This is a genomic window from Vagococcus intermedius (assembly GCF_029144185.1).
GTDB classification, from domain to species: Bacteria; Bacillota; Bacilli; order Lactobacillales; family Vagococcaceae; genus Vagococcus_D; species Vagococcus_D intermedius.
In genome coordinates, this window is the sequence record NZ_CP110232.1 from 802,745 (window position 1) to 816,935 (window position 14,191).

Below are 14,191 nucleotides of genomic sequence, written 5' to 3' on the forward strand. Positions count from 1 at the left end.
AATATAAATACATAAATAAATTTGGGAGGGATAATTATTGAAGGAAAAAATCATGAATGGCTTACAACGATTCTCTAAAGCAATGTTTATACCAGTACTGATTTTACCGATAGCCGGTATTTTAATCGCAGTGGGGAATTTATTTACAAATCCATTACTTATTGAAAAAGTTAGTTTTTTAGATAATCCTGTAACAAAAGGTTTTGGAATGATTTTGTCAGGGTCGTTAGTCTCAATCTTAACTAATTTAGGTTTAATTTTTTGTGTAGGCTTAGCTGTTGGGCTAGCCAAAAATAAAAAAGCAGAGGCAGGCTTTACGGCAGTATTAGGTTTTTTAGTTTTTATTAATGCAATGAATAAATTTATGGAATTACAAGGTATCTTAGTTGCTTCAGATTCTTTAAGCGGAACGGGTCAAACGATGGTATTGGGTGTTCAAATCTTAGATATGGGTGTATTTTTAGGTATTATTTTGGGAATTATTGTGGCATACATCCATAATAAATTTAGTGAACAAGAGTTTAATAATGCCTTTCAAATATATGGTGGGTCCAGATTTGTGTTTATTGTTCTTATACCTGTCATTGTTTTGATTGCCATTTTATTGACATATATCTGGCCGTTTGTGCAGATGGGGATAACCAGTTTAGGAACGGTTATTAATAGAAGTGGCAATTTTGGTATTTTTATTTATGGAACTTTAGAGAGATTGTTAATCCCAACGGGCTTGCATCATCTAGTATATACGCCTTTCTTGTATACTTCTCTCGGTGGGGTAGCCGACGTTGGCGGCCAAGTTTTTGAAGGTGCACGTAATATTTATTATGCAGAAATCGCTGATCCAGCGGTCAAAGTATTATCTGAAAGTGTTATTTGGGATGCGAGGGGTATTTCTAAAATGTTTGGCTTATTAGGAGCCTGTCTTGCGATGTATCATACAACAAAACCAGAAAATAGAACTAAAGTAAAAGCAATTCTGATACCTGCTGCAGTCACATCTTTTATCGCAGGTGTCACAGAGCCTATTGAATTTTCATTTATGTTTGTCGCACCTATCTTGTTCATTACTCATTCCCTTATGAGTGGGCTAAGTATGGTTGTTTTAAATATCCTAAATGTTAGAGCAATTGGTCCAAACGGCTTTATCGATTTTCTATTATACAATTTACCTTTAGGGATTGGTAAGACTAAGTGGCCAATGTACATTTTGGTAGGCGTATTATTCTTTATTCTTTATTATGTCGTATTTAGATTTTTAATTACTAAATTAAATTTAAAAACGGTCGGTCGTGAGGTTAATCAAGAGATTAAATTACATAGTAAAAAAGATTATAAAGAAAAAACTAGTGAGGGAAAAGAAGTGATAACTAACAATCCAAAAGATGATTCGTCATTAGGCGAATGGATTGTAAATGCTTTGGGTGGGGTAACAAATATCAAATCAGTTGATAATTGTTATACACGTTTACGTTTGATAATTAATGACGTGGCATTAGTTGATCAAGATAGTTTGAAAAATGATACCGCAGCCAGTGGTGTTATTATTAAAAATAATAATGTTCAAGTAGTGTATGGCTTAAATGTGACTAAAATTAGGAAAATAGTTGATGAAGAAATTATGAAACAAACAATATAAAAAGAAAGTAGGAAGATAAAATGAAAAAACAATCAATAGTTATAGCCGGTGGTGGAAGTACTTACACACCAGGTATTGTCATGATGTTACTAGATAACCTAGATAAATTACCAATTAAAACGTTAAAACTTTACGATAATGATGCAGAACGTCAGGAAATCTTAGCGAAGGCTTTGAAAATAGTCCTTGACGAACAAGCGCCAGAAATAGAATTTAGTTATACGACAGATCCTAAGGTAGCATTTGAAGGTGTCGATTTTTGTATGGCTCACATTCGAACTGGTCAGTATCGAATGCGAGAGTTGGATGAAAAAATCCCATTAAAATTTGGTCTAGTAGGTCAAGAAACCTGTGGGCCAGGAGGTATTGCTTACGGAATGCGAAGCATTGGTGATATGATTGAATTAATAGATTATATGGAGAAATATGCGCCAAATGCTTGGATGCTTAATTATTCTAACCCAGCAGCAATCGTCGCTGAAGCATGTCGTGTCTTAAGACCAGAAGCCAAAGTTATTAATATGTGTGATATGCCTGTGGGAACTTTAAGAAGAATGTCGCAAATTATCGGTAAAACTCCTGATGAGTTGACAGTCAGATATTTTGGGTTAAATCATTTTGGTTGGTGGACAAGTGTAAAAGATCAGGAAGGTCACGAGTATTTGCCAGAAATTAGAGATTATGTAGCGGAAAATGGCTATTTAACTCAGATAGAAGTAGATACCCAACATATGGATCAAAGTTGGCAAGAGACACACAAAAAAGCAAAAGATTTACTAGCGGTTAATCCGCGCTACTTACCGAATACTTATTTAAAATACTATTTATACCCTGATTATGTTGTCGAACATTCAAATCCAGAATACACAAGGGCTAATGAGGTTATGGCAGGTCGTGAGAAACGAGTATTTGATGCAGCTCGTAAGATCATTGAGACTGGCAAGTGTGGTGAAGGAGATTTTCATATAGATAACCATGCGCTATTTATTGTAGACTTGGCCAGAGCGATTGCGTTTAATACAGGAGAGAGAATGTTACTAATTGTTCCTAATAATGGCGCTATTTCTAATTTTAGACAGGATGCCATGGTTGAAGTTCCTTGTATTGTAGGAACAGATGGACCAGAACCTTTGTGTCAAGGAGATATTCCTACCTTTGAAAGAGGTATGATGGAGCAACAAGTGGCTGTTGAAAAGTTAATAGTTGAAGCTTGGGTAGAAAAATCATACCAAAAAATGTGGCAAGCATTGACGCTATCTAAAACAGTACCTAGCGCTAAAGTTGCAAAAGACGTTTTAGATGCTTTGATTGAGGTTAATACTGAGTATTGGCCAGAATTAAAATAGTTTTATTTTTCAGACCTCTCATATAATTAATGAGAGGTTTTTGTTATATAGTTTAATTTGTTAGTTATTCAAAATCAAATAAAACTTGTTTAGATAACATCGATAGGTATATTTTACAAGGAAAGTGATTATCTTATAGTGTTGATAACGTTATAAAAAAATACTGTTCATTTTCGAGGTATAATTAAGTTGGTCATAAAGCTGGCCGTATACCAGAAAGGATTGATCAGATGGAATTAGAAAGAGGATTGAGTAATCGTCATGTACAACTAATTGCAATTGGTGGCGCAATCGGAACTGGCTTATTTTTGGGGGCGGGTAAAGCTATTCACTTGGCAGGCCCTTCAATTTTATTGGTGTACCTTATAGTTGGGGTTTTCGTATTTTTGATTATGAGAGCCTTGGGCGAGGTACTTTTAGCAAATTTGGAATGTCATTCATTTGTAGAGCTTGCGGACAAGTACCTAGGTAAGAGGATGGCTTTTGTTACAGGGTGGACCTATTGGTTTTGTTGGAGCGCCATAGCGATGGCTGATTTAACCGCAACTGGAATTTATATGCGTTTTTGGTTTCCTCAAGTCCCACAATGGCTTCCAGCTTTTATTATCTTGATATTCTTGATGTTTTTAAATATGATGTCAGTGAAATTATTTGGTGAAATCGAATTTTGGTTGGCTTTGATTAAGATTATTGCTATTATTGCACTGATCTTAGTTGGTTTTTATATGATTGTTACTCAGTTCAAAACACCACTTACTGTCACTTCTGTCAAAAATATTTATTCTCATGGTGGTTTTTTTCCAAATGGCTTATCCGGATTTTTATTAGGGTTTCAACTAGCTGTGTTTTCCTTTGTTGGTGTCGAATTAGTAGGTTTGACAGCAGGAGAGACGAAAGATCCAGAGATTGTAATCCCTAAAGCAATTAATAATATTCCTATTAGAATCATCTTGTTTTACATAGGTTCATTATTTGTAATTATGTGTATTCAACCGTGGGATACTATTGCTTCAGAATCTAGTCCTTTTGTGACAGTTTTTTCAACTATTGGTATTATAAGTGCAGCTAGTATTGTCAATTTTGTTGTGCTAAGTTCGGCATTATCAGCATGTAATAGTGCGATGTTTAGCACAAGTCGGATGCTTTACGGACTAGGGGTTAATAAACATGCTCCTAAATCCTTAATGAAATTGAGTAGTCGTAAAATCCCAACAAACGCTTTATTTTTTTCAACGATTGTTCTAGGAATAACGGTGGTGCTGAATTACTTTATGCCAGAGGGGGTCTTTACATTGGTGACCTCGATTTCAACAGCGTGTTTTTTATTTATCTGGGCAGTCATCTTGATTTGCCATTTAAAATACTTAAAAGAAACAGACAATCGAGTAACATTCAAATTATTTTTAGCACCCTATACTAACTATATTACCTTAGCTTTTTTATTGGCAATTGTCTTCGTGTTATTGGCGGCTCCAGAAACGCGAATTGCTCTTATTGTGTCACCGATTTGGTTTGCTGTTTTAGTTTTAATTTTTAATCGTTATTATGCTGAAGGTAAGGCTGGTGATAATTTGGATTAACTAGAGTTGTATTATAATCTAGTTCTCAGTTAAATAAGAAAGGGATTATAGAGAATGACTCTATAATCCCTTTTTTTCAGAAATAAAACATGAAAACAAGACAAAATAATTGATTTGCTTACTTTTTTACAGTAAAATTGGAACAATCGCTAAGTTAATAATGAGTATCACTATTAATTTAGGTCTAATTAATTCGGAAAAATAAATTAGACTGAGACCTTTACTCTTACGATCGATTGGTCTGCTGTCATTAAAGGACCTTAAAGGAGGAATTAAAATGACAAATCTTTATATTTTACTTGTTTTAACAGTATTTTTAGCAATTTTATTCATGTTTTATCGCATGCAAAAAAAACATGTGGCATTTTCAAAACGAGTTTTCTTAGCCTTAGGTGTTGGGGTAATCTTCGGAACAGTGATTCAATTAGTTTTTGAGCGTGAATCAGTTGTAACTACTAAGGCAATTGATTGGATTAATATTGCGGGTAATGGCTATGTCTCATTACTACAAATGTTAATCATGCCGTTAATTTTTGTTTCAATTGTCGGAGCCTTTACTAAACTAGAAGGTACAAAAAATTTAGGTAAAATTAGTGTAACGGTTTTAGCTACATTATTAATTACGACAGCTGCTTCAGCTTTAATTGGTATTTTATCTGTCTTTTTATTTAAGCTTCAAGGAGCGGAATTTACGAAAGGAGCAGCTGAAACAGCCCGTATTGCTGATTTGGCAAGTCGACAAGAACTTATCCAAGATGTTACGATTCCACAACAGATTGTATCGTTCATTCCAACTAATATTTTTGCTGATTTATCAGGTACGCGGGCGACAAGTACCATTGCTGTTGTTGTTTTCTCAACCTTTGTGGGGATGGCATATTTAGGTGTCAAACGTAAAAGTCCACAAGAAGCAGAATTTTTTGCAAAATTAATTGAGAGTTTATATAAAATAACTATGAGAATTGTAACGCTAGTGCTACGTTTAACTCCTTACGGGATTGTGGCACTGATGACGAAGGTTCTTGCAACTAGTAATTTCCAAGCTTTAGTTAACTTAGGTAAATTTGTCTTAGCGTCATACGTGGCGTTAATAGTTGTTTTCCTGATGCATATGGTGATTTTACTATTTGCAAAAGTGAATCCGGCTATTTATTTACAAAAAGTCTTCCCAGTTCTGAGCTTTGCTTTTACTTCACGTTCAAGTGCAGGTGCGTTACCCTTGAATATTGAGACACAGACAAAAGCTTTAGGGGTTGATGAAACAACTGCTAATTTTGCTGGTAGTTTTGGAATTTCAATTGGTCAAAATGGTTGTGCCGGTGTTTATCCAGCTATGTTAGCAGCGATTGTCGCTCCAACTGTTGGGATGGATATTTTCAGTCCAATGTATATTCTAACCATTATGGCTGTTGTAACAATCAGTTCATTTGGTGTGGCAGGCGTTGGTGGTGGTGCCACGTTTGCTTCCTTAATTGTTTTAGGTAGTTTGGATTTACCAGTAGAAATTGTTGGATTAGTTATTTCAGTTGAACCTTTAATTGATATGGCTAGAACAACGGTCAATGTTAATGATAGTATGTTAGCTGGTATTGTAACCAGTCGTCGCATTGGTGAATTAGATGATAGGGTCTTAAATGATCCGAAAGCAGTTGTGTCTTCAAGTCTGTAATAAAAAAGAGTGGTTCTTTTCAAAGAAGAGCCACTCTTTTTTTTATTGGTCTAGTTGAGTTATTAATTTTGATTTGTTAATAAATATCAGTTATAATATGTTCAGACTAATAAAGAAAGCGTTTTTTTAATCATTTTTATTTTTATTGGTATAGATGTATTTCACAAAATCAGAAAAGGGGTTTAGGTATGTTGAAAGGGTTAAACGTTAAGATTTATTCAGATGGTGCCGAGATTGATAAAATGAAACAAGTCTATAATGAAGGGATAGTATCTGGTTTTACGACTAATCCAAGTTTGATGAAGCAGGCAGGTATAACAGATTATGTGGGATTTGCTCGCGAAGCTGTTAAAGAAATTCCTGATATGTCACTTTCATTTGAAGTTTTTGCTGATGATTTTGAAACGATGGAAAAAGAAGCTGAAAAAATAGCTAGTTTCGGTAAAAACGTTGCTATCAAGATTCCTATTATGAATAGTTTAGGGGAGTCAAGCATTCCCTTAATAAAAAAATTATCAGCTCGTGGCTATACCTTAAATGTCACAGCGTTAATGACAATTGAGCAAGTAAGAGAAGCTGTTGAGGCACTTGCTCCAGGAACAAAAAATATTATTTCAGTCTTTGCTGGGAGAGTTGCTGATACCGGTGTTGACCCAACAGAGTTAGTAATCGAATCAGTTGCTGTTTGTCACGAAAAACCAGGAACTGAATTATTATGGGCAAGTACACGGGAAGTATTAAATATTTTCCAAGCAGATAAACTAGGAGCTGACATCATCACGGTTCCGCCAAGCATTATCAAAAAATTAGAGGGTGTAGGTAAAGATTTACTAGACTTATCCCAAGAAACAGTTAAAATTTTTAATCAAGATATTCAGAGTTTAGGTTTTACAATTCTATAATTATAAAGAAAAAGATTCAGCATTTTTGCTGAGTTTTTTTTTCGTTATAAAGTCATTATTTTTTCTTTATATACTTAGTCATAGAAAATATGAAGGGGGAATAAAGGAATGACATATTATATTAACACTAAAAATTTAACGAAGGTTTATGGAGATGAGGCAGTATTAGAAGGAATTGATCTAGCTGTTCGTAATCAAACAATTTATGGTTTATTAGGACCAAATGGTGCAGGTAAAACTACCTTATTAAAAATATTAACTGGCATTATCAAACCTTCGGCAGGTGAAATAAAAATTCAAGGTCAGGTATGGAAAAGAGAGGATTTAGAAGGGATAGGTGCCTTAATTGAACAGCCCGCCATTTATCCTAATCTAACAGCGTATGAAAACTTAAAAGTTCAAGCTATTTTATTAGGAATAGCAGATCAAAGAATTTTAGAAGTTTTAGCACTGGTCAATTTAACCAATACGGGACGTAAAAAATCAGGAAAATTTTCATTAGGCATGAAGCAACGTTTAGGTATTGCAAGTGCTCTTCTAGGCTCACCTAAGTTATTGATTTTAGATGAGCCGACAAACGGGTTAGATCCCTTAGGTATTCAAGAACTACGTGAGTTGATTAAAGATTTACCTTTACAAGGTATCACAGTTATTTTATCAAGCCATATTTTATCGGAAGTTCAACAGATAGCTGATGATATTGGGATCATCAGTCATGGTAAATTAGGGTATCAAGGAGTTAATCACCAAGAAACAGATTTGGAGCAATTATTTTTAGAGGTTGTAACACATCATGCCAAAGAAAGGGGTGAGAGTTAAAATGTTAGTCTATTTGAAAGCGGAGAGATTGAAGAACAAGCGGAGTCTAGTTGAAAAAATGTTATACGGCGTGCCAATCATTTTCGTTTTGTTTTGTTTAGCATTATCAGGTTTAATGTTTGGTGGCACTAAAACGGATTATTTTATGGCGATTGTTTATAATTGGTTTCCAACGACATTTATCCCGATTATTATCGCGCTATTGACAAACCAATTGGTCACTCGTGAAAAGAATAGTGGTTATGCGCTCTTTTTTAAAAGTCATGATATTTCTTTTAGAAAGAGTTGGCTAGCGAAAGTTATCAATACAGTTGCCAATTTGGGGATGATGCTGCTGATTAATTATTTGCTAACTATTTTATTAGAATACTTTTTTTTGCACGAACAAGTTAGTTATTGGCAAATGTTCAAAACATCTGTTGTTATCTGGTTATGTAGTTTGACCTTGATTCCACTTTCATTATATTTGGTAGAAAAGAGTGCGCCGATTATTGTGATTATTTTGAACTTCGTGATGGGAATAGTGGGTGTAGTGGTATCAACAACGGCTTATTGGTGGCTGTGTCCTTGGAGTTGGAGTGCGCGCCTTACTGCACCTTTGATGGGGATTGCACCGAATGGCTTATTTTTGCAACCTAATGATCCATTATGGCGTACAGATGTCATTTTTAGTGGCTTATTAATAGCACTGTTAAGTTTTGTGGGTTTGACCTACCTGACCATGTTTTTATATGACAGGAGAAAGGAGCAAGCTGATGATTAATTACTTTAAGAGTGAGTGTTACCGACAAGTACATAATAAGAGGAATTGGCTATTCATTCCCCTCCCACTGATTTATGTTTGCTTGCTATTTGCTTATATCTGGTGGCGAAAAGTTTCCTTAGGTAATGAGGTTAGTGGGTTAAGTTATACGATTTATTTTGAGTTACTTAATCTAGCCCTTGTAATGATTTCAGGAGTTTTTATAGCAGTAGATATTGAAGATGAGTATGAGGCGACTAAATTTAATCCGATTTTGGGTCACTCTAAAAAAATGAGGATCTTACTCGGAAAAGAGTTTTTTTACTCAGTAGTATTATTACTGACTGTTTTTATCACAAGTTTGATATACATTAGTTTGCATCAAGTATTTTTGCCTTTAGACAAGATATACTTACTATTATTTATTGAAACCAGTTGCTGGTTAGTCATCACAAATGCAAGTTATTTGATACTTTATATCGTTATCAGTTATTCTTTAGGTATTATTGGAACCGTGAGTTCAGCTGTCTTTTTCAGTATTGTCAGCTTGATTTTGGGCGGAACTAACTTGGGAGATTCCTTGTGGCCTTATTTGCCATTTGCTTGGGGAAGTCGTGTAGTTTTATTGATTAATCAAGAAACTGATTATATAATCCGATTAGTATTAATCGTTGGTGTTGGCAGTCTAATTTGTCAGTTAGTGGCACTTACTTGGTTTAGTAAATGGGAAGGAAGAAAACAGTTTTAATTAGAGGTATCAAATTTTGTTAAAAGGAGGAGGCAATCAATGGTGGCTAACATACTTGTAATTGATGATGAACAAGATGTCTTACATCTGATTAAGAGGATATTAGAAAAAGAGGGACATTGTGTGAATGTAAGGGATAGTGCTTTAGCTGTACGACCTGAAGATTTAACAGAAAGTCAGTTGATTATTTTGGATGTGATGATGCCGGGGGTGGACGGCCTAAGTTATTGTCAAAAAATTAGGAGTCAAGTAGCATGCCCAATTATATTTCTGACAGCCAAAGCAAATGAACAGGATTTGTTAGATGGTTTCGCCTCAGGAGGGGATGATTATATAACAAAACCGTTCTCATTAAAAGAATTGATTGCCCGTGTCTCTGGTCATTTGAGGCGGGATCAAAGAAAACAAAGACAAGGGTTAAATGATGGTCCAATTGAACTTCTTTTAGGAAAACAGTTATTTTTAGTAGCTGGTAAAGAGGTGAAGTTAACGCGGTCAGAATTCCATATCTGTCAACTACTATTTAGGCACAAAGAACAAGTTTTTTCTAAAGAGATGATTTATGATAGTTTGTATGGAATAGATGCGTTAGGTGATAGCCAAACAATTATCACAGAGCGAGTTAAGAATATTAGACGGAAATATAAAGAACAAGGTGAACAGCCGATTAAAACAGTCTGGGGGATAGGATACCGATGGGAAAGAGAAGCCTAAAAAGTTTTTTTATCCGAAACCTATTAGCTGTAAGTATTTGGTCAGTTTTTTTTGTCCTAATCATGATTGGGAGTGTCCTCTTGCTGATGTTGACACCGGTTGAAAAAAGTGTGACTAATTCTTTTATTAGACGAGCTGATTATTTGGAGAAAAAGTTACCGGAAGTAATCGCTCAAATAAATGCCAGTACCTCCATTGAAAATATTGAAATACCGGAAGATTATCGCTATTATTTACTCAGTGAAGATAAGAAAAAAGTAATTGGAAACATGACAGACCGTGAAGTGCAATTAGTTGAGGACACTTTAAACAAAAAAACTAAGATGAATCATTTTAACAAGGTAATGGAAAAAAGAGAGACTCGATACGGTACCTTATTTGTCAGTTATTATTTGATGTCAGATTTTAATTCACCTCTTTTAAGAAAGTTCTTACCCCCGGTCGAAGTATTGGAGTTACTGTTATTAATTATTAGTTATATCTCAGGTCTAATGATGATTAGTGGCTATTACTCTAACAAGGTGACGCGCGAATTAAAAAAGATAAGTTATACAACGGCACAAGTCAAAGAGTTAAATTTGGATTTTCAAGATCAAGAGTCTATGATTAAAGAAGTTAACGATATTTTAATGGCTATGGATCAGATGAAAAATAGTTTAAAACAATCTTTAGAAAAACAGTGGCAATCAGAGGAAACACTTAACTTTTCTTTACAAGCACTAAGCCATGATTTAAAGACACCCCTGACGGTCATCAAAGGAAATACTGAGTTGTTGGAGCTAACTGACTTAACAACGGAGCAATCTGAATATTTGGCGTATTTATCACAGCATATCACTAGGGTAGAGACTTATATGGAAGACTTGGAGCACTTGGCATACCCTGTGGAAGAAATTGTCCCACAACCATTGGTTGCAGTTACCACACTAATTGACGAGGTTAACGTATTGGTAACTAGTTTAATGGAGCCAACAACATACGACCTACACTTTCAATTAAATAACGACTGTCAAGTTAAAGATGATTATGTCAGAATAAGTTTGAAATCATTTAACCGAAGTATTCAAAATATTTTAAGTAATGCAATCAGATTTAATTCTGAAGGCAAGGCTATCGTGGTTGAAATTCAGCTTATTGAAAAATTTTTTTCAGTTTCAATCAAAGACAACGGTCCAGGTTTTTCAGCTGAAGGACTAGCAAAAGGGACGCAGCGATTTTATACAGAGGAGACAAGTCGTCGTCAAGGCGTTCATTATGGTTTAGGATTAGCTATTGCCACTCAATTAATACAACAAGCAGGTGGACAATTATCACTTGCTAATTATCAGCGAGCTGATGGAGGAGAATCCGCGAAAGTGACGGTTTGCTTACCTGTAGTGGTAGTAAAAAATATTTAATAATTTCAGGAAAGGAATGATTAAATCCAGATGACGATAGAACAAAGTAGTGATAAAGTTATTATGAGTTGGCCGAGCTTAGTAGAAGAGTATTATTTACCGTTAGGTTTTTCAGTAGATTTTATTCAGTTGGAATCGCAAAATGAGGAGTATGACGGTCTGTGTTTTAAATTAGAAGGCAGAAGTGTGAGGTACCGAACAGCAAAAACCACACCTAAAAAAGTGGGTCAATTTGTGGCTTTCTGGGAAAAAAATGTTGAAAATAAAAATGAAGCATTTAAAGCCGAAGAATCTCCAGATTACCTAATAATCACAGTTTATGACAACCATCAGTGGGGACAATTTATTTTTCCAAAGGAAATTTTAATTAAGAAAAATATCTATCAAACTTTAGGTAATAAGGGTAGGATGGCAATGAGACTCTATCCAGACTGGCTTACAGAGTTAAATGCGACAGCTAAAAAAACTCAAGCTTGGCAAAAAGAATATTTTATCAATCAAACTGGTGGGGTTAATAGTGACAAACTCAAAGAAAGATTACAACGATAATCTAGTGGCAACCTATTTATAAAAAAACAGAGTGCTTACTTTTTATCCATAATATAGTAAAGTAAGAAAATTTGGATAAAGTATCTTATCTCTGGATGGTAGGTATTTAAGGATAAAATTGCTATAATTATTCTTGAAAGAGGAGTGTGATTATTTTGTCTATTTTACAAACCCTAACCAATACTACTGTAAGAATACAAGCTAATACAGGAGCTGTGGCCACTGGTTTCTTTTATATGTTCGTAACAAATGACGAACGTGGGTTTATTCCAACGTTGATAACCAATCGTCGTGCTCTTGTAGGGGCAACTGAACTAGAAGTGGCTCTACAGATAAAAGAGCCCCATGAAATAGAATTCGAAGAAGTTATTTTTGATTTGAATAAATTGGCGCAGAATATTGTGGTTCATCCCGACGAGTCAGTGGATTTAGCTGCTGTACGTATTACGCCAATTATTAAATATATTGAAAAAAATGGCTTGCAATCATCTATTCATTTTTTAGATGAGGGAATTTTACCAACTCCAGAAGATACGTTTAATGCGATGGAGGATGTGGCGGTGATTGCTTATCCAAACTCAGTAAATGAACTGGGAGAGCATGAAGCCTTTATTAGTTGTGGTATGACCACAACAGGTATCGATCAATCTTATCGTGGCGCAGCTAAATTTCTTGTCAATACAACAATGTATCCAGGCTATGCAGGAGGCCCGGTCTTTACATATGATCGTGAAAACTTAGCTAACCAAGATATTTGTTTAGTAGGTATTACGTCTGATGTTTTTCGGTTAACAGAAGCAGGTTTGATGGAAGAACATCCAATTGATACTATGATTCCCGCTACAACAGAAAATCAAAGTAATATGGGCATTATGATTCAAGCAACGAAGATTCGTGATCTGGAAACAATTTTTAAAAATATGTTATAAAATATGCTAAAAAAGAGCCTGAAAAATCAGGGTCTTTTTTTTTAGAGAAAGATGACAAATGAAGAAAGTTAAATAGACAGGTTTGTCTAAAGGGTAGTGACAAGATGTCACAAACAAGAATAATTATTACATAGTAATGCTTTCTTGAAAAAAACCAAATAAAAGAGTATTATAAGATTAATAGTAAGAAATGGGGAGAAGAGATGACGCAATTAAAAGTTGATGAAGCGATTCAACAATTGAAAGAATCTGATATTAGGATCACACCACAACGTTATGCTATCTTAGAGTATCTAATTGAAAGCCATACACATCCAACAGCAGATGATATTTACAAAGCATTGGTTGAAAGATTTCCAAGTATGAGTGTCGCGACTGTTTATAATAATTTACGCTTGTTTACGAAAATTGGATTTGTTCAAGAGATGGCATATGGAGATGCTTCTAGTCGTTTTGATTTTAGCTCACAACGACATTATCATGCAATCTGCGAAACCTGTGGAAAAATAGTTGATACGTATTACCCAGGTCTAGAAGACGTAGAAGCTGCCACAGAACAATTAACAGGATTTAAAATAAATGAGCATAGAATGGAATTATACGGTTTGTGTCCAGATTGCCAAGAGGCAGCTGAAAAAAGCGCTTCGTAGGTATCCTAATGACTCTAATAAAAAGAACCTCAAAATTTGAGGTTCTTTTTATTAGAGTCATTAATTCAAACATAATATAGTAGAAAAAAATTATTTTTGAAAAAATCAGGAAAAAGTGTTAAAAAGACTTGCAATTTTATAAAGCAGTTGGTATATTAATACATGTCCTTAAGAGACACACAAGGACGTTATGATCTTTTTAGATTAATTTAAAAAGATAGTTTGAAAAAATTGTTATATCATTATTTCAAAACTGATAAATTAATTTTGAAAAATAGTTGACAACAACAACTAAGCGTGATATTATGATTAAGTTGCTAAAACAAGTCGCAAGACTTCGTTGAAACAACTCAAAAAAATATTTTAAAAAGTTGTTGACAATGACAACTAAACATGATATTATAAATGAGTTGCTAAAGCGACAAGATTTAGACCTTTGAAAACTGAACAAAGTAAGACGAACCAAACGTGTAGGATGTTATCTTTTAGTAAGATAACAACACAAAAATT

At 34.5% G+C, this 14,191-nt stretch carries 13 protein-coding genes; all 13 read left to right on the top strand.

Going from position 1 to position 14,191, the window contains the following annotated elements; translation table 11 throughout:
- The first annotated feature begins 37 nt into the window (after positions 1 to 37).
- The 13 genes from OL234_RS03650 to OL234_RS03710 all read left to right on the top strand — a co-directional run bounded on the left by OL234_RS03650 (position 38) and on the right by OL234_RS03710 (position 13,681).
- Positions 38 to 1,636 carry a PTS transporter subunit EIIC gene (locus OL234_RS03650; RefSeq protein ID WP_275469816.1) on the top strand — a complete coding sequence of 533 codons (1,599 nt, stop codon included), beginning with the start codon at positions 38 to 40 and terminating at the stop codon, positions 1,634 to 1,636.
- Positions 1,637 to 1,656: 20 nt separating this feature from the next.
- Positions 1,657 to 2,982, top strand: coding sequence for a 6-phospho-alpha-glucosidase (locus OL234_RS03655; RefSeq protein ID WP_275469817.1), 1,326 nt, complete (start codon positions 1,657 to 1,659; stop codon positions 2,980 to 2,982).
- Between the two features lie 230 nt (positions 2,983 to 3,212).
- Positions 3,213 to 4,562: an amino acid permease gene (locus OL234_RS03660; RefSeq protein WP_275469818.1), complete on the top strand. Its 1,350-nt coding sequence runs from the start codon at positions 3,213 to 3,215 to the stop codon at positions 4,560 to 4,562.
- 277 nt (positions 4,563 to 4,839) lie between these two features.
- Complete coding sequence (locus tag OL234_RS03665) at positions 4,840 to 6,231, top strand: L-cystine transporter (protein WP_275469819.1); 1,392 nt, start codon at positions 4,840 to 4,842, stop codon at positions 6,229 to 6,231.
- A 188-nt stretch (positions 6,232 to 6,419) separates the two neighbouring features.
- Entirely contained in the window at positions 6,420 to 7,133 is a 714-nt protein-coding gene (locus OL234_RS03670) for a transaldolase (protein WP_275469820.1), read from the top strand.
- 108 nt (positions 7,134 to 7,241) lie between these two features.
- Complete coding sequence (locus OL234_RS03675; protein WP_275469821.1) at positions 7,242 to 7,952, top strand: lantibiotic protection ABC transporter ATP-binding protein; 711 nt, start codon at positions 7,242 to 7,244, stop codon at positions 7,950 to 7,952.
- A 1-nt stretch (position 7,953) separates the two neighbouring features.
- Positions 7,954 to 8,715 carry a lantibiotic immunity ABC transporter MutE/EpiE family permease subunit gene (locus tag OL234_RS03680; protein ID WP_275469822.1) on the top strand — a complete coding sequence of 254 codons (762 nt, stop codon included), beginning with the start codon at positions 7,954 to 7,956 and terminating at the stop codon, positions 8,713 to 8,715.
- Complete coding sequence (locus OL234_RS03685; RefSeq protein ID WP_275469823.1) at positions 8,708 to 9,442, top strand: ABC-2 family transporter permease; 735 nt, start codon at positions 8,708 to 8,710, stop codon at positions 9,440 to 9,442. Before OL234_RS03680 ends, OL234_RS03685 begins: the two co-directional genes overlap by 8 nt.
- Before the next feature lie 42 nt (positions 9,443 to 9,484).
- The gene (locus OL234_RS03690; protein ID WP_275469824.1) at positions 9,485 to 10,156 is read left to right on the top strand and encodes a response regulator transcription factor; all 672 of its coding nucleotides are present in this window, start codon (positions 9,485 to 9,487) and stop codon (positions 10,154 to 10,156) included.
- An 86-nt stretch (positions 10,157 to 10,242) separates the two neighbouring features.
- Complete coding sequence (locus tag OL234_RS03695) at positions 10,243 to 11,553, top strand: sensor histidine kinase (RefSeq protein WP_275470109.1); 1,311 nt, start codon at positions 10,243 to 10,245, stop codon at positions 11,551 to 11,553.
- A gap of 30 nt (positions 11,554 to 11,583) precedes the next feature.
- Positions 11,584 to 12,102 carry a MepB family protein gene (locus OL234_RS03700; protein ID WP_275469825.1) on the top strand — a complete coding sequence of 173 codons (519 nt, stop codon included), beginning with the start codon at positions 11,584 to 11,586 and terminating at the stop codon, positions 12,100 to 12,102.
- Positions 12,103 to 12,257: 155 nt separating this feature from the next.
- On the top strand, positions 12,258 to 13,031 hold the full coding sequence (locus tag OL234_RS03705; protein WP_275469826.1) for a trypsin-like peptidase domain-containing protein: 774 nt from the start codon (positions 12,258 to 12,260) through the stop codon (positions 13,029 to 13,031).
- Between the two features lie 203 nt (positions 13,032 to 13,234).
- Positions 13,235 to 13,681: a Fur family transcriptional regulator gene (locus OL234_RS03710; RefSeq protein ID WP_275469827.1), complete on the top strand. Its 447-nt coding sequence runs from the start codon at positions 13,235 to 13,237 to the stop codon at positions 13,679 to 13,681.
- Positions 13,682 to 14,191: the final 510 nt, after the last annotated feature.